This is a genomic window from Xanthomonas sp. F1, assembly GCF_014199855.1.
In genome coordinates, this window is the sequence record NZ_JACHOK010000003.1 from 227,094 (window position 1) to 243,245 (window position 16,152).

Sequence of the window (16,152 nt, forward strand, 5' to 3'; positions counted from 1 at the left end):
GGGATTGGGGATTCGCGAGAGCGACATTCCCGTCCGAGGACGCGCTTTTGCCAATCCCCAATCTCCAATCTCCATTCCCGGCCCTTCAATGCCCGAATTCGATCTGATCGAGCGCCTGCGTGCGCGCAGTCGGGCGCGTGCGGATCTGCCGCTGGGCATCGGCGACGATGCGGCGTTGCTGCTGCCGCCGGCGGGGGAATTGCTGGCGATCACCACCGATACGCTCAATGCGGGGGTGCATTTCCCGGCCGAGACCGCGGCCGCCGACATCGGCTGGAAGACGCTGGCGGTGAATCTCTCCGACCTGGCGGCGATGGGCGCGCAGCCGCGTTGGTGCACGCTATCGCTATCGCTGCCGCAGGTCGACATGGCCTGGGTCGATGCGTTCGCCGAGGGCTTCTTCGCCCTGGCCGATGCGCACGGCATCGGCCTGGCCGGCGGTGACACCACGCGCGGGCCGCTGGCGTTGTCGGTGACCGCGATCGGCAGCGTGCCGGCGACGGCAGCGCTGCGCCGCGATGCCGCGCAGGCGGGCGACGAGGTCTGGGTGACCGGCCAGCCGGGCGAGGCGGCCGCGGCGCTGGCGCTGTGGCAGGGTGGCCGGCTGGACGTGACCGCGCCGGCCGCCGATCCCCTGCACGAACACTTGCGCCAGCGCCTGCTGCGGCCGACGCCGCGGGTGCAGGCGGGCTTGCGCCTGCGCGGCCTGGCGCGCGCCTGCGTGGACGTCTCCGATGGCCTGCTGGCCGACCTGGAGCACATCTGCGCGCGCAGCGGCGTCGGCGCCGAACTGGACCTGGCCGCGCTGCCGGCAGTCGCCGCCCCGGCCGACGCGGACCCTGCACAGGTGCACGCCTGGCAACTGGGCGGCGGCGACGACTACGAGCTGTGCTTCACCGCCGACCCGGCCCAGCACGCGGCGATCGTGCAGGCGCTGCAGGCGGTCGGGGTCAAGGCGACGCCGATCGGGCGCATCGTCGCCGGCCGCGGCATCGTGGTGCGCGATGCCGATGGCCGGCCGTGGCAACCGCCGCGAAGCGGCTACCAGCACTTTCTGAGTTGAGCTGCGTGGCCTAGCGCGCGCCGGCCACGGCCGCGGCGCCAGCACATGCGGGCTGCCCGCCAACGCGGCCGCGTCCTTCCATACCGTGCCGCACTGCGGCGTGAACATCGCCCGTACCTGGTGGTACGGTCCGCCTGCCCGGCCCCGTGTCGAGCGCTTGTCACCGTTCTGGCATTACCGTTCCGGCAGCCGGCCATTCCGGTCCGGCGCCGCTTGGGAGGCAGTCCATGCGCATGTCCGTGTCACGTCGCATCGCCCTTGGCGCGATGCTGCTGGTGTTCTCCGCCGCCGCGGCCGCGGCCGGCTTCAGCAAGCAGTACCAGAGCATTTCCAGTTTCGATGGCACCAAGCTCGGCGCGCTCGTCCTGGTGCCGCAGGGGCAGGGCCCCGGACCGTTCCCGCTGGTGGTGATGCCGGCCAGTTGGTCGCTGCCGAACCTGGAGTACGTGGGCCGCGCCAGCGAACTGGCCAACGACGGCTACGTGGTGGTCAGCTACACCTCGCGCGGGTTCTGGGATTCCCAGGGGCTGATCGACATCGCCGGCGCGCCGACGGTGGAGGACGTCAGCTCAGTGATCGATTGGGCGCTGGCCAACACCCCGTCCGATGCCAACAGAATCGGCGTGTCGGGGATCTCCTACGGCGCCGGCACCAGTCTGCTCGCCGCCGCGCGCGACCCGCGGATCAAGGCGGTGGCCGCGCTCAGCGGCTGGGCCGACCTGCAGGCCTCGCTGTACGCCAACACCACGGTCAGCCAGCAGGGCGTGGGCCTGCTGGTCGCCGCCGGGGTCGCCACCGGCCGGCCCGGCCCGGAGCTGGCGCAGATCACCGCACGCGTGGCGGTGGGCGACTATGACGGCGCGGTGCAGGGCTTCCTGCCCAAGGCCGCCGAGCGCGGGGTGATCAACGAGGTGCAGGCGCTCAACCGCAACGGCCCGGCGGTGCTGCTGGCCAATGCCTTCAACGACGGCCTGTTCCCGCCGAACCAGTACATCGACCTGTACAACCGGCTGAGCGTGCCCAAGCACCTGATGTTCAGCCAGGGCGACCACGCCACCGCCGAACTGCCGGGCGCGCTGGGCCTGCCGAACCAGGTGTACACCGAGGCCACGCGCTGGTTCGACCGCTACCTCAAGGGCCGCGACAACGGCGTTGACCGCGAAGCGCCGGTGCAACTGTCGACCCTGGGTGGTACCTGGCTCAGCTATGCCGACTGGAACAGCGTGCAGGCGGGTGCCATCCGCTACGGCCTGAGCGGGCCCAGCGGCTTGCTGCTGCCGACCGGCTCGCTGACCAACGGCAACAGCAGCGGCTGGAACTACCGCATCGCCACCGGCGTGCCGACCCTGGCCGATTCCGGCGTGGTGATGCTGAGCGGCCTGCTGCAGGGCTTCGGCCAGCCGGTGACGACCTCGATCCCGCTGGTCAGCCGCGCCGGTGCCGCGGTGTGGAGCGGCCCGGTGCTGTCCAGCGACAAGCGCCTGGCCGGCGCGCCGTCGCTGCGGCTGACGGTGACCCCGAGCCAGTCGAACGTGTCGTTGTTCGCCTATCTCTACAGCATGGATGGCTCGGGTTCGGCGCAGTTGCTCAGCCACGTGCCGTACACGCTGCGCAACGCGACGCCGGGCAAGCCGGTGACCCTCGACCTGGCGCTGCAGGCGACTGCGGTGGAAATCCCGGCCGGCCGCCGCCTGGTGCTGGTGGTGGACACCACCGATCCGCGCTACACCTCGGCCAGCCGCTTCGGCGGCACCGTGAGCTTCAGCTCGCCGACGGCGACGCCGTCGTTCCTGAGCGTGCCGTTGCACTGAGGCAGCGCTGTTACCCCTCCGGGACCATGGCCCCCTTTTCGGGGGAAGGTGCCCCGCAGGGGCGGATGAGGGTACGGGCGAAGCCTCGTGCAGTTGGATCAGCGCAGCGCTTCGCGCGCCGGACCCTCACCCCAACCCCTCTCCCGACGGGAGAGGGGCTTCGGTTTCTCCTTCTCCCCTCGGGAGAAGGTGCCCCGCAGGGGCGGATGAGGGTACGGGCGAAGCCCCGTGCAGTTGGATCAGCGTGGCGCTTCGCTTGCCGGACCCTCACCCCAACCCCTCTCCCGGTGGGAGAGGGGCTTCGGTTTCTCCCTTCTCCCTTCGGGACCATGGCCCCCTTTTCGGGGGAAGGTATCCCGCAGGGGCGGATGAGGGTACGGGCGAAGCCTCGTGCAGTTGGATCAGCGTGGCGCTTCGCTTGCCGGACCCTCACCCAACCCCTCTCCCGACGGGAGAGGGGCTTTGGCCTTTCCCTTCTCCCATCGGGAGAAGGCGCCCCGCAGGGGCGGATGAGGGTGCGGCACCACGCATCGCCACAGCATCGCGCACACCACGCAAGCACAGCACACGAATTTACGCAGGCTTTATTCGAACCGGCGCGCGCTTTGCAACGAAGATATTCGGCGATTCCTATACTTTCTGCGCTGACGACGGGGATACTTGTGTGGAATCGATGGCTGCAATCTTGAGCGTGTCGCTGCCCGCAACGGTTGCGTACGGGTGCGGCGTATCGCATCCGACGACGGCGCAACAGTCCGGCCTCCGCACCAGGAAAGGCAGCACGCCGCAAACGTCGCGACGCCACCATGGTTGCCGCAGCGCCTTGCAGCATCCGCCACCACACAGCCGCGTGCGTTCACTGCACACGCATTGACCGGCTGACGCCGCCACCGCGGCGCTGCATTCCAACTCCCTCACCGCGATGCGCCACCAGGCGCATCGCCTGCGATAGCGCGTGCGCGTGACGCGTCGCGTTGTCGTTTCCCCTCCACCCAAAGAAGGACGGCTCCTTGCGAGCCGAGATCACGATGTCCATGAAGCTCCATCCCCTGTTCCTGTCCCTGGCCGCGCTGTGTGCCGGCCCCGCCGCGGCCGCTGGCATGGCGGCGCCGGCTTCCGAGGCCATGCCGGCAACGGCGCAGGACGTCGCCGCACCGCCGCTGGCGCGCAGCGCCGATTGCAGCAACGGTTTCCTCTCGCGCCTGGCGGCCGCCTATCGCGAAGACGCGCAACCGGCCGATCCCGATGCGCCGACGCCGGCGCGCCGCGGCCTGGCGTCGCCGTTCTCCTCGCCGCCGTTTCCGTCGGCCGAATGGCAACTCGGCGCGGTGGACTATCCGGTCGGCGTGCCCAACGAGAATGCGCAGTACCCGGTCGAGAAGGCGCTGGCGTGCACGCGCGTGGGGCAATGGATGCAGCGCAACCGCATCGAGCTGTATGGCTGGATCAATCCTTCGCTCAATGCCAGCACGTCCTCGCGCAGCAACTATCCGCTGTCCTACTCCACGCGGCCCAATCGCGGCGAGTTCAACCAGGCGCTGATCCGCCTGCAGCGCGTGCCGGACACGGTGCAGACCGATCATGTCGACTGGGGCTTCCACCTCGACGACCTGTACGGCTACGACTACCACTACACCACGATGAAGGGCGTCACCAGCGACCAACTGCTGCACCACCCGCAGCCCAGCAGTGCGCTCAACGGCAAGATCTACGGCAACGATCCGATGATCGCGCACGTGGACCTGTACCTGCCATCGGTGGCGCAGGGCATGCTGGTCACGGTCGGCCGCTACCTGTCGCTGCCGGACATCGAGGCGCAGTTCTCGCCCAACAACTACCTGCTGACCCATTCGATCCTGTACACCGTCGATGCCTATACCAACATGGGCCTCCTCACCACCACCAAGCTCAACGACCAGTGGACGCTGCAGCTCGGCGTGCATGGCGGCGACGATTCGGCGATCTGGGACGCGACCAGCCGCCTGAGCGCGCAGGCCTGCCTGCGCTGGGTCTCCAAGAGCAACGACGACATGCTGTATCCCTGCGTGGAGTCGTACAACAATGCCGCGCAGACCTACAACAACCTGCAGGAGTTCGTGCTGACCTGGGGGCACCGCTTCTCGCCGAAGGTGCACATGCTCACCGAGGCCTACCACCTCTACGTGCGCGACCAAGCGCTGGCCACCGATCCGTCGCAGTCGCACGCGCCGACCGGACGCCCAGGCTACGCGCTGGGCGAGGCGCCGGACTTCCCGCTGGGGCGCAGCACCGCCGACGCCATCGTCAACTACGTCAACATCCAGCTCGGCGCCTCGGACATGCTGGCGATCCGCAACGAGTTCGTGAACGACCACGACGGCCAGCGCACCGGCTTCGCCACGCGCTACTCCAGCCACACCATCGGCCTGACCCACTGGGTGTCGCAGGATCTGGAGATCCGCCCGGAGCTGCGCTACGAGCATGCCTACGATTTCCCTGCCTATGACGGCGGCCGCCGCAACCATCAGGCGACGGCGTTGATCGACGCGATCCTGCACTACTGAGGTCGTCGCGCGCTGCCGGTGCAGGCGGTGGCGAGGCGCAGGCAGACGCGACGCAATCGCCTGCATCGCGCGGTTTTACGCAGAATTTATGCATGCCGCGCGGCTTCGCCACGGAGAGTTTATGGCGCCGGCTTCGATAATGCCGGCCTGGGCCAGGAGGCCTGTCCGACCCGGCGTGCGTCGCCATGTTGCGCTTCCCTTCTGCCGCCGTGCGCGCGTCGCGCGCGGCGGTGTCCCACGCGATTGCGGCCTGCCGTGCGGCGGGCCGTCCCTTTGTTTCGGAGTTGAGACCATGAGCGGTTGGCTTTCGTTCGTTTGCGGCGTGGCGGTGATCGTCGCGGCCGGTTACCTGCTGTACGTGATCCTGCGCCCCGAAGATTTCTGAGCCGAGTGCCACTTCCATGATCGATACATTGCTTGTCTATGCGCTCGCGCTGCTGCTGGGATGGCCGCTGGGCCTGTACCTGGCCAAGGTGATGCGCGGGGCGCCGATGCGCGGCGACGCGCTGTTCGGCTGGATCGAACGCCCGCTGTACCGCCTGCTCGGTACCGACCCGGCGCGCGGCATGCATTGGCGTGCCTATGCCGGCGCGTTCCTGGCCAGCAACCTGGTGCTGGGCGTGCTGGTGTTCGCGCTGTTCGTCACCCAGGCCTGGCTGCCGTTCAATCCCGATGCGGTGCCCAACATGCGCTGGGACGTGGCCCTGCACACCATGGTCTCGTTCCTGACCAACACCGACCAGCAGCACTACTCGGGCCAGGCCCAGCTGTCGTACCTGTCGCAGGCGGTGGGCGTGGTCGGCCTGCAGTTCATCACCCCGATGATGGGCCTGGCGCTGGTCGCCGCGACGCTGCGCGGCCTGTTCGGTGGGCGTGGCAATGGCGCGGCGCGCAAGGCGGCCGCGAATGGGGGCGAAGCGGCGCAGGACGTCGATCTCGGCAACTACTGGGCCGACGTGATCCGTCCGACCCTGCGCTTCCTGCTGCCGCTGTGCCTGCTGTGGACGCTGCTGCTGACCCAGCAAGGCGTGCCGTCGACGCTGGCCGCCGGTCCGGTCGCCACGCCGCTGGACGCCAGCGCCGGCCAGCCGACGCAGAAGATCCCGCTCGGCCCGGTCGCGGCGATGGTGGCGATCAAGCAGCTCGGCACCAACGGCGGCGGCTGGTACGGCCCCAACAGCGCGATGGCGCTGGAGAATCCCACGCCGTTCTCCAACCTGCTGGAGGTGCTGGCGATCGTGCTGATCCCGGTGGCGGTGGCATTCATGGTCGGTCCGTTCACCGGGCGCCGCAAGTTCACCGCGCTGGTGTTCGGCAGCATGCTGGTGATGTCGCTGGCGTCCACCGCGGTGTCGCTGTGGGCCGAGGGCCATGCGCCCGGCAGCGCCGCGCTGATGGAAGGCAAGGAGGTGCGCTTCGGCGTCGATGCGTCGGCTGCCTGGTCGTCGCTGACCACGCAGACCTCCAACGGCTCGGTCAACGCCATGCACGATTCGCTGGCGCCGCTGACCGGCGGCGTGGCGATGGTCAACATGCTGATCAACGCGATCTGGGGCGGCATCGGTTGCGGCCTGCAGCAGTTTCTGGTGTATCTGCTGCTGAGCGTGTTCCTGGCCGGACTGATGACCGGGCGTACCCCGGAGTTGTTCGGGCGCAAGATCGAGGCGCCGGAAGTGCGTCTGCTGGCGCTGCTGATCCTGCTGCAGCCGCTGGTGTTGCTCGGCTTCACCGCGGTCACCCTGGCCCTGCCGGCCTCGATCTCGGCGACCTCCAATCCCGGCTTCCACGGCATCAGCCAGGTGTTCTACGAGTACACCTCGGCCTTCGCCAACAACGGCTCCGGTTTCGAGGGATTGGGCGACGGCATTCCGTGGTGGAACCTGAGCTGCACCGTGGTGCTGCTGCTGGGCCGCTATCCGGCGCTGATCGTGCCGCTGATCGTGGCCGCGCAACTGGCGCGCAAGCGGGTGGCGCCGGAAACCGGCGGCAGCCTGCAGGTGGAAACCCCGACCTTCGCGCTGACCCTGATCGCGGTCATCGCGGTCCTGACCGTTCTGCAATTCACGCCGGCTTTGGTGTTGGGGCCGATCGCCGATCACCTGACCCTGGCCGCGCACTGAGACGACGACGATGAGCACCCCGCATCCTTCTCCTTCCATGGCCTCTTCGCCGGCGCGCCGGCCTGGGCTGTTCGATGCCGCGGCGCTGCGCGCGGCCTTGCGCGACAGCGTGCTGAAGCTGTCGCCGCGGCACCTGCTGGGCAGCCCGGTGATGGCCGTGGTCTTCGCCGGCACCCTGCTGTCGGCGCTGATCACCGTGTCCGGCCAGGGCCCGGCCGGCTTCGGCTGGGCGGTGACCGCGATCCTGCTGGTCACCGTGCTGTTCGGCAACTTCGCCGAGGCGGTGGCCGAGGCCCGCGGCCGCGGTCAGGCCGCCTCGCTGCGGCGCGCACGCAAGGACCTGGTGGCGCGCCGGGTCGCCAGCGTGCGGCTGGAAGGCGAGGTCAGCGTGCCTGCCGCCGAACTGCGCCCGGGCGACCTGGTGGTGGTGTCGGCCGGCGAGCTGATCCCGGCCGACGGCGAGATCGTGCATGGCCTGGCGACGATCAACGAGGCCGCGGTCACCGGCGAATCCGCGCCGGTGCTGCGCGAGGCCGGCACCGATCGCTCCGGCGTCATCGGCGGCACCAAGGTGCTGTCCGACGAGATCCTGGTGAAGGTCACCGCCGAGCCGGGCCACAGCTTCCTGGACCGCATGATCGCGCTGGTGGAAGGCGCCAACCGGCAGAAGACGCCAAACGAGATCGCGCTGACCATGCTGCTGGCGGCGATGACCCTGACCTTCCTGATCGTGGTCGCCTCGCTGCCGGCGATCGCCGGCTTCGTCGGCGTGCACGTGGATCCGCTGCTGTTGATCGCGCTGCTGGTGTGCCTGATCCCGACCACCATCGGCGGACTGTTGCCGGCGATCGGCATCGCCGGCATGAACCGCGCGCTGTCGGCCAACGTGCTGGCCAAGTCGGGCAAGGCGGTGGAAGTGGCCGGCGACGTCGACGTGCTGCTGCTGGACAAGACTGGCACCATCACCCACGGCGATCGCCAGGCCACCGTGTTCCATGCGCTCAGCGGCGTGGACGTGGCGCAACTGCGCGAGGCGGCGATGCTGTCGTCGCTGGCCGACCCGACCCCGGAAGGCAAGTCGATCGTGCGCCTGGCGCGCGAGCAGGGCCTGCCGCCGGCGGATCCGGAGGGCGCCGAGTTCGTCGCCTTCACCGCGCAGACGCGCATGTCCGGCGTCGACCTGCCGGCATTCGGCACGGCGTCGCTGCGCTCGATCCGCAAGGGCGCAGCCGATGCGCTGATCCGCCACGTCACCGCATTGGGCGGGCAGGTGCCGGCAGAGCTGAAGAGCCGGGTCGAGCAGGTCGCGCGCAGCGGCGCCACGCCGCTGGTGGTGGCCGAGGGCCGGCACGTGCTGGGCGTGGTCGAACTGTCGGACGTGGTCAAGCATGGCGTACGCGAGAAGTTCGCGCGGCTGCGTGCGATGGGCGTCAAGACGGTGATGATCACCGGCGACAACCCGCTCACCGCCGCGGCCATCGCCGCCGAGGCCGGCGTCGATGACTACATCGCCGAAGCCACGCCGGAGGACAAGCTGGCGCGCATCCGCCAGGAGCAGGCCGGCGGACGCCTGGTGGCGATGGTCGGCGACGGCACCAACGACGCGCCGGCGCTGGCCCAGGCCGACGTCGGCCTGGCGATGAACTCCGGCACCCAGGCGGCCAAGGAGGCCGGCAACATGGTCGATCTGGACTCGGATCCGGCCAAGCTGCTGGCGGTGGTGGAAGTGGGCAAGCAGCAGCTGATCACCCGCGGCGCGCTGACCACCTTCTCGCTGGCCAACGACGTGTCCAAGTACTTCGCGATCCTGCCGGCGCTGTTCGCCGCCTCGATCCCGCAGATGGCCGCGTTGAACGTCATGCGCCTGTCCAGCCCGACCAACGCGGTGCTCGCGGCGCTGATCTTCAACGCGCTGGTGATCCCGGCGCTGATACCGCTGGCGCTGCGCGGCGTGCGCTTCACCCCGTCCTCGGCGACCTCGCTGCTGCGCCGGAACATGCTGATCTACGGCGTGGGCGGCGTGCTGCTGCCGTTCGTCGGGATCAAGGCCATCGACCTGCTGCTGGTGGCGCTGGGCTGAGAGCGGCCAACAAAACTGCTGCGCAGTCGCCAGGCGGGCGTGGACGTGCTCGGAATCCTCATGTACGCACTCGTACATTGCGGTTCCTCCGCGCCGTCCGCACCCACCTGGCGACCGCTCGCGACGTTTTGATCGCCACTCTCCGCCCAGCGCCGTTTTTTTCGCTCCTTCCGGAATCGCTCCCATGACCGTGTCTTCCGCTTCCCTCCGCGAGCCGATGCGCTGGCGCGCCGTGCTGATGCTGCCGCTGCTGGTGCTCGCTTCCGCGGCGCTGTACTCCTTGCTGGCCACCGTGCTGGCGGGTGCGCTGTTCCCCGAGCAGGCCAACGGCAGCCTGCGCAGCCACGATGGCCGGGTGGTCGGCTCGGCGCTGGTGGCACAGCCGTTCGCCGCCGCCGGCTACTTCCAGCCGCGTCCGTCCGGCGCCAAGTACGATCCGATGTCGGCCGCCGGCAGCAACCAGGCGCGCAGCAATCCCGACCTGCGCAAGCGCCTGGACGACACCCGCCAGGCGGTGGCCGCGCGCGAAGGCATCGACCCGGCGCAGGTGCCGGACGACCTGGTCACCCAGTCCGGCAGCGGCATGGACCCGGACATCAGTGTCGATGCGGCGCAGATTCAAGTGGCGCGCGTCGCCGCTGCACGCGGCCTGCCGCCGCAGACCGTCGCCGCCCTGGTCGCCGCGCAGACCCAGCCGCGCCAGTTCGGCGTGCTCGGCGAGCCGCGGGTGAATGTGCTGGCGCTGAATTTGGCATTGGATGAAGCCGGGACCCGTGGCCCGGGACCCGGGACCCGAGAAACTCAACAGCAGCACAGGTAGCGTTGGGCGGCGCTGTTACGCTTTCCCGGGTCCCGGGTCCCGCCCCGCCAACCTTCAGCTTCCACCTTCATGTCTGATCCCCGCACCCAACAGGCCGACGCCCTCATCGGCGAACTGCAGCGCGAGCGCGGCGGGCGCCTGACCGTGTTTCTCGGCGCGGCGCCGGGGGTCGGCAAGACCTACGCGATGCTGTCGCGCGCGCGGCAGTTGCAGCAGCAGGGCAGCAACCTGGTGGTCGGCGTGGTCGAGACCCACGGCCGCGCCGAGACCGCGGCGCTGCTGGAAGGCCTCACCGTGCAGCCGCGGCGGCGCCTGGAGTACCGCGGCCGCACCCTCGACGAGATGGATCTGGATGCGCTGCTGGCGCTGCGCCCGCCGCTGGTGCTGGTGGACGAACTGGCGCATCGCAACGCGCCCGGCAGCCGCCACGAGCGGCGCTGGCAGGACGTGCAGGAGTTGCTCGACGCCGGCATCGATGTCTACAGCACGGTCAACATCCAGCATCTGGAAAGCCTCAACGACGTGGTCCACCGCATCACCGGCGTGCGCGTCAGCGAGACCGTGCCCGATGCGATCTTCGACCGCCTGCGCGACATCGTCCTGGTCGACCTGCCGCCGCGCGAGCTGATCGAACGCCTGCAGCAGGGCAAGGTCTACCTGCCCGAGCAGGCCGGGCAGGCGCTGCAGGCGTTCTTCTCGCCGTCGAACCTGGCGGCGCTGCGCGAACTGGCGATGCAGACCGCCGCCGACCGCGTCGACAACGACCTGCGCGACGTGCAGGCCGCGCAGGGCCGCACCAGCGTCGCGCTGCGGCGCACGGTGATGGTGGCGATCGACGGGCGCGGCCAGTCCGACTACCTGGTGCGGGTGGCGCGGCGCCTGGCCGAACGCCGCGGCGCGCCATGGACGGTGGTCACCGTGCAGACCCAGGCGCAGCCGGATGCCGACTGGCAACTGGAGATCGACCGCGCCTTCGCCCTGGCGCGTCGGCTCGGCGGCGACGCTGCGCTCCTGCACGGCGCCAACGTCGCCGATACCTTGCTCGACCATGCCGCGCGTAGCGGCGTGTCCACGCTGGTGCTGGGCCGCACCCGCGAGCGCCCGCTGGCGCGCATGATCAACCGCACGCTGACCCAGCAACTGCTGCAACGCGGCGCGCACTACGAACTGGTGATCATCAGTTCGCCGGAAGCGCGTGCCCGCGCGCGGCGGCGCTGGCGCAGCCCGGGGCATTGGCTGTCGCGCGACGACCTGGTGTTCGCCACGTTCGCCACCCTGGCCGCGGTCGCGGTGGGCTGGCTGGCCGAGCGCTGGGTCGGCATCGACGACCTGTCGATGGTGTTCATCGTCGCGGTGGTGGTGGTGGCGGCGAAGACACGGATGACCGCGGCGGTGCTGGCCGCGCTGCTGAGCTTCCTTGCCTACGATTTCTTCTTCATCGATCCGCGCTACACGCTGCACATCGGCGCGCGCCAGGGCCTGGTCACGGTGCTGCTGTTCCTGGTCGCGGCGCTGGTCGCCGGACGCCTGGCCTCGCGCCTGCGCATGCAGGTGCTGGCGCTGCGCGCGGCCAACGCGCAGACCACCGCACTGCAGCGGCTGGGCCGCGAGCTTACCAGTGCCGCCGACCTCGGCCAGGTGCTGGAGGCCGGGCGCCGCGCGCTCGCCGGCACGCTCGACGCCGAGGCCTGGCTGCGGCTGCAACCGCTGGAGCGCGCCCACGACGGCGCCGACGACTACGCGCCGTCGATGGCCGCGGTGGACCGCAGCGCCGCCGACTGGGCACAGCGCCACGGCCAGGCTACCGGCCGCTTCACCGACACCCTGGCCGGCGCGAGCTGGTGGTTCCTGCCGGTACGCCACGAGCGCGGCGCGATCGGTGTGGTCGGCCTGCGCTTCGGCGCCGGCGTGCAGCGCCCGGGCCTGGAGCAGCAGCGCCTGGCCGAGGCGATGGTCGAGGACATCGGCCAGGCCGCGCTGCGCACGCGGCTGGTCGCCGACCTGGAGAGCGCGCGGGTCAGCGGCGAGACCGAGCGGCTGCGCTCGGCCCTGCTGTCCTCGGTCTCGCACGACCTGCGCTCGCCGCTGGCGGCGATGATCGGCGCGGCCAGCAGCCTGTCCAGCTACGGCCAGGCGATGGACGCGGACGATCGCCGCAGCCTGCTCGAGACCATCCAACTGGAAGGCGAGCGCCTGGACCGCTACATCCAGAACCTGCTGGACATGACCCGGCTCGGCCACACCGGGCTGACCTTGAACCGCGACTGGATCGGCGTGGACGAGCTGATCGGCTCGGCCGCGCGGCGCCTGCAGCGCTACCAGCCGCAGGTGCGCCTGGACATCGCCCTGGCTGCGGAACTGCCGACGCTGTGGGTGCACCCGGCGCTGGTCGAGCAGGCGATTTTCAACGTGCTGGAGAACGCGGCCAAGTTCTCGCCGGCGGACGCGGCGATCCGCGTCGCCGCGGGCATGGTCGACGGCCGCCTGCGCATCGACATCAGCGACCGCGGCCCGGGCATTCCCGAGGACGAGCGCGCGCGCATCTTCGACATGTTCTACAGCGTCGAGCGCGGCGACCGCGGCCGCCACGGCACCGGCCTGGGCCTTACCATCTGCCAGGGCATGATCGGCGCGCACGGCGGCAGCGTCGAGGCGCTGCCCGGCCCCGATGGCCGCGGCACCACGATCCGCATTACCCTGCCGCTCATCGAACCCGCCGCGCCGCCGTCCCGCCCCGATGCCGACTGAGTCCCACGCCGATCCGATTCCGCCGCCGCGCGTGCTGGTCATCGACGACGAGCCGCAGATCCGCCGGTTCCTCGACATCAGCCTGCGCGCGCAGGGCTACCGCGTGCTGCAGGCGGACACCGGCGCCGCCGGCCTGGCGCAACTGGCCGCGCATGGCGCCGAACTGGTGGTGCTGGACATCGGCCTGCCCGACCAGGACGGGCACAGCGTGCTGCGCGAACTGCGGCAATGGTCGTCGGTGCCGGTGATCATGCTGACCGTGCGCGCCGGCGAGGACGAGAAGGTGCAGGCGCTGGATGCCGGCGCCAACGACTACGTGACCAAGCCGTTCGGCGTGCAGGAGCTGATGGCGCGCATCCGCGTGCTGCTGCGCATGCAGCCGGTGGCCGGCGAGGCCGAGCCGGTGTTCGACGATGGCCACCTGCACATCCACCTGGGCCTGCGCGAGGTGCGCCTGGACGGCGAGGCGCTGCCGCTCAGCCGCAAGGAGTACGCGCTACTCGCGCTGCTGCTGCGCCACAGCGGCCGCGTGGTGACGCAGCCGCAACTGCTACGCGAACTGTGGGGTCCCACCCACCAGGACGACACGCACTACCTGCGCATCCTGGTCGGCAAACTGCGGCAGAAACTCGGTGACAGCGCGGTGGCCCCGCGCTACATCGCCACCGAGCCGGGCGTGGGATTGCGCTTCATCGGCGTGCAGTGTCATGGCTGACGCGGCGTGCGCCCGCCTGATTTTGCAGGAGCGGGTTTCGTCGGGACTCGGGACTCGGGACTCGGGACTTGGAACTTGGGACTCGGGATTTTCCGCGAGTGCAGAGCGGTTGCGATTGCACTGTGGGAGGGACTTCAGTCCCGACGGGCTCTACCGGTAAAGCCCGTCGGGACTGAAGTCCCTCCCACAAAAGGCTGATGGATCGCGGCTCCGGAAGGGCCTGTTTTTTTTTGAAAGATTGCCACTTTTTTTCATCAAATCGCTTAACGGCGATTTGGCTCGGGACATCATCCCGCCGTTCCGATTACCCAATCCCACTCAAGGCTCCGGCAACACCTTCCCCGGATTGAGGATCCCGTCCGGGTCCAGCGCGCGCTTGATCGCGCGCATCGCGTCCAGCGTGGCCGCGTCGAAGGCCTGGTCCATGTAGTCGCGCTTGGCCACGCCGATGCCGTGTTCGCCGGACAGCGTGCCTTCCAGCGACAGCACCAGCGAAAACAGCCGCGGCAGGGCGGCCTGCGCACGCGCGGTTTCGGCGGCGTCGTCGGGCGCGTACATGATGTTGACGTGCAGGTTGCCGTTGCCGGCATGGCCGAAGGCGACGATCGGCAGGTCGAACTCGGCGGCCAAGGCTTCCACGCCGGCGACCAGCGCGGGGATGCGCGATACCGGCACCACCACGTCTTCGTTGATCTTGCCGGGCCGGATCGTGCGCAGCGCCGGCGACAGCGCGCGGCGCGCGGCCCACAGGCGGTCGCGCGCGCTGCCGTCGGCAGCCACGTCCAGCGCCAGCAGGCCGTCGCCTTCGGCCGCCGCGCCCAGCGCCTGCAACGCGTAGGGCAGGGTGTCGTGGTCGCCGTCGGCCTCGATCAGCAGCATCGCGCCGGCCTCGGGCACGTCGCTGCCGTTGCGGCGCAGCAGTGCGATCGCGCTGCGGTCCATGAACTCGAGCATGGTCGGCGTGCTCGGCTGCGCCATCAACCGCGACACCGCTGCCGCGGCGCCGGCGGCGTCGCGATACAGCGCGCGCAGGCCGGCCTGCGCCAGCGGCCGCGGCGACAGCTTCAGCGTCGCTTCCACGATCAGCGCCAGGGTGCCTTCGCTCCCGACCAGCAGGTGAGTCAAGTCGTAGCCGGTGGCGTCCTTGGTGTAGGCGCCGCCGCAGCGGATCAGCTCGCCCGTGCCGGTCACCGCGACCAGGCCGAGCACGTTGTCGCGGGTGGCGCCGTACTTCACCGCGCGCGGCCCGCCAGCGTTGGTGGAGAGGTTGCCGCCGACGCTGCAGATCTCCGCGCTGGACGGATCCGGCGGCCAGAACAGGCCGTGCGGCGCCAGCGCCTGTTGCAGGTCGCCGTTGAGCACGCCGGGCTCGACCACCGCGCAGCGGTCGGCCGGGCGCAACTGCACGATGCGGTTCATGCGCGTGAACGACAGCACCACGCCGCCGCTGAACGGCACCGCGGCGCCGGCGGTGCCGGTGCCGGCACCGCGCGCTACCAGCGGCACGCGGTGCGCGCGGCAGGCGCGCACGATCGCCTGCACCTGCTCGCGGGTCTGCGGCAGCGCCACCGCGTCGGCCAGCGCCCAGCGCCGCGAATCGTCCTCGCCATAGCTGCGGCGGCTGTCAGGATCGGTGCGCCAGCCCTCGGCGCCGAGCAGGGCGGAAAGGGTGTCGGTGAGCGCGGCGGGCAGGGCTGTGGTCATGGCGAAGGCGGCGACGAAGGAGCGGAGGGCGAGGGCGGCTGCAGCAGTTTCCAGGTGAGCACCGCCAACGCCAGCGGCAGCCACACCCAGCGCAATTCCGACAGCAGCGTGGCCATGCCGCGCGCGCTGAAGAAACCGTTGGCGAACGGCGAGACCCGAATCGGTCGCCACGGCGCGAACCAGCGCTGGTCGCTCCACGGCCAGGCCAGGGCCACGCCGAGGCCGCCGGAGGTCATCGCGTCGAGCAGCGGATGCGAGGCGGTGCAGACGAACATCCAGACGGCCGCCTGTAACGCACCGGCGCGCAAGGGTCGGTGCAGCAGCGTGCCGAGCACGCCCAGCACCGCGGCGAACAGCAGCGAGTGGCTGGCGCCGCGATGGCCGAAGGCGTCGGCGTAGGGGATGTGCAGGGCGAAGCCGAGCACGTCGGCGTCGGGCAGCATCGACGCGACGATGCCGGCGCCGAGCAGGCGCGTGGAAATGCGCCCGCGGTCGGCGGCGGCCCACAGCGCCAGCGGCACCGCGGCGTGGGTGAAGACGCTGGGCAT

The 16,152-nt window shown here is 70.4% G+C and carries 11 protein-coding genes and 1 other RNA gene; 10 read left to right on the forward strand and 2 right to left on the reverse strand.

Annotation, left to right across the window (positions count from 1 at the left end; genetic code table 11):
- Positions 1–88: 88 nt before the first annotated feature.
- From thiL to GGR71_RS09910, 10 genes are all read left to right on the forward strand, one after another.
- Complete coding sequence (gene thiL, locus GGR71_RS09865; RefSeq protein WP_160957468.1) at positions 89–1,063, forward strand: thiamine-phosphate kinase; 975 nt, start codon at positions 89–91, stop codon at positions 1,061–1,063.
- Between the two features lie 227 nt (positions 1,064–1,290).
- Positions 1,291–2,874, forward strand: coding sequence for a CocE/NonD family hydrolase (locus tag GGR71_RS09870; RefSeq protein ID WP_160957467.1), 1,584 nt, complete (start codon positions 1,291–1,293; stop codon positions 2,872–2,874).
- Positions 2,875–3,902: 1,028 nt separating this feature from the next.
- Positions 3,903–5,417, forward strand: a complete 1,515-nt coding sequence (locus tag GGR71_RS09875; protein WP_160957466.1) for an outer membrane beta-barrel protein — start codon at positions 3,903–3,905, stop codon at positions 5,415–5,417.
- 292 nt (positions 5,418–5,709) lie between these two features.
- Positions 5,710–5,802 (forward strand): potassium-transporting ATPase subunit F, encoded by a 93-nt coding sequence (locus GGR71_RS09880; protein ID WP_010341961.1) that lies wholly within the window; start codon positions 5,710–5,712, stop codon positions 5,800–5,802.
- Between the two features lie 16 nt (positions 5,803–5,818).
- Positions 5,819–7,537: a potassium-transporting ATPase subunit KdpA gene (gene kdpA / locus GGR71_RS09885; RefSeq protein ID WP_160957465.1), complete on the forward strand. Its 1,719-nt coding sequence runs from the start codon at positions 5,819–5,821 to the stop codon at positions 7,535–7,537.
- A gap of 10 nt (positions 7,538–7,547) precedes the next feature.
- The gene (kdpB, locus tag GGR71_RS09890; protein ID WP_184451890.1) at positions 7,548–9,617 is read left to right on the forward strand and encodes a potassium-transporting ATPase subunit KdpB; all 2,070 of its coding nucleotides are present in this window, start codon (positions 7,548–7,550) and stop codon (positions 9,615–9,617) included.
- A 60-nt stretch (positions 9,618–9,677) separates the two neighbouring features.
- Positions 9,678–9,754: non-coding RNA, sX9 sRNA (locus GGR71_RS09895), on the forward strand.
- Positions 9,755–9,801: 47 nt separating this feature from the next.
- Positions 9,802–10,437 carry a potassium-transporting ATPase subunit KdpC gene (kdpC, locus tag GGR71_RS09900; protein ID WP_160957463.1) on the forward strand — a complete coding sequence of 212 codons (636 nt, stop codon included), beginning with the start codon at positions 9,802–9,804 and terminating at the stop codon, positions 10,435–10,437.
- Positions 10,438–10,506: 69 nt separating this feature from the next.
- A complete protein-coding gene (locus GGR71_RS09905; protein WP_160957462.1) occupies positions 10,507–13,185 on the forward strand; it encodes a sensor histidine kinase in 2,679 nt (892 codons plus the stop codon).
- Positions 13,175–13,900, forward strand: coding sequence for a response regulator (locus GGR71_RS09910; RefSeq protein WP_017911970.1), 726 nt, complete (start codon positions 13,175–13,177; stop codon positions 13,898–13,900). Before GGR71_RS09905 ends, GGR71_RS09910 begins: the two co-directional genes overlap by 11 nt.
- 318 nt (positions 13,901–14,218) lie before the next feature.
- On the opposite strand, the gene GGR71_RS09915 is transcribed toward GGR71_RS09910, so the two are convergent.
- Positions 14,219–15,604, reverse strand: coding sequence for an FAD-binding oxidoreductase (locus GGR71_RS09915; RefSeq protein ID WP_160957461.1), 1,386 nt, complete (start codon positions 15,602–15,604; stop codon positions 14,219–14,221).
- A complete protein-coding gene (locus GGR71_RS09920) occupies positions 15,601–16,152 on the reverse strand; it encodes a metal-dependent hydrolase (protein WP_160957460.1) in 552 nt (183 codons plus the stop codon). The genes GGR71_RS09915 and GGR71_RS09920 overlap by 4 nt, the downstream gene beginning before the upstream one ends.

Bases quoted from the DNA above. Each gene is read 5' to 3' on its own strand.
- GGR71_RS09920 (WP_160957460.1), bottom strand. From the start codon at position 16,152: ATGCCCAGCGTCTTCACCCACGCCGCGGTGCCGCTGGCGCTGTGGGCC.
- GGR71_RS09870 (WP_160957467.1), top strand. From the start codon at position 1,291: ATGCGCATGTCCGTGTCACGTCGCATCGCCCTTGGCGCGATGCTGCTG.
- GGR71_RS09875 (WP_160957466.1), top strand. From the start codon at position 3,903: ATGTCCATGAAGCTCCATCCCCTGTTCCTGTCCCTGGCCGCGCTGTGT.
- kdpB (WP_184451890.1), top strand. From the start codon at position 7,548: ATGAGCACCCCGCATCCTTCTCCTTCCATGGCCTCTTCGCCGGCGCGC.
- kdpC (WP_160957463.1), top strand. From the start codon at position 9,802: ATGACCGTGTCTTCCGCTTCCCTCCGCGAGCCGATGCGCTGGCGCGCC.
- GGR71_RS09905 (WP_160957462.1), top strand. From the start codon at position 10,507: ATGTCTGATCCCCGCACCCAACAGGCCGACGCCCTCATCGGCGAACTG.
- GGR71_RS09910 (WP_017911970.1), top strand. From the start codon at position 13,175: ATGCCGACTGAGTCCCACGCCGATCCGATTCCGCCGCCGCGCGTGCTG.
- GGR71_RS09880 (WP_010341961.1), top strand. From the start codon at position 5,710: ATGAGCGGTTGGCTTTCGTTCGTTTGCGGCGTGGCGGTGATCGTCGCG.
- thiL (WP_160957468.1), top strand. From the start codon at position 89: ATGCCCGAATTCGATCTGATCGAGCGCCTGCGTGCGCGCAGTCGGGCG.
- GGR71_RS09915 (WP_160957461.1), bottom strand. From the start codon at position 15,604: ATGACCACAGCCCTGCCCGCCGCGCTCACCGACACCCTTTCCGCCCTG.
- kdpA (WP_160957465.1), top strand. From the start codon at position 5,819: ATGATCGATACATTGCTTGTCTATGCGCTCGCGCTGCTGCTGGGATGG.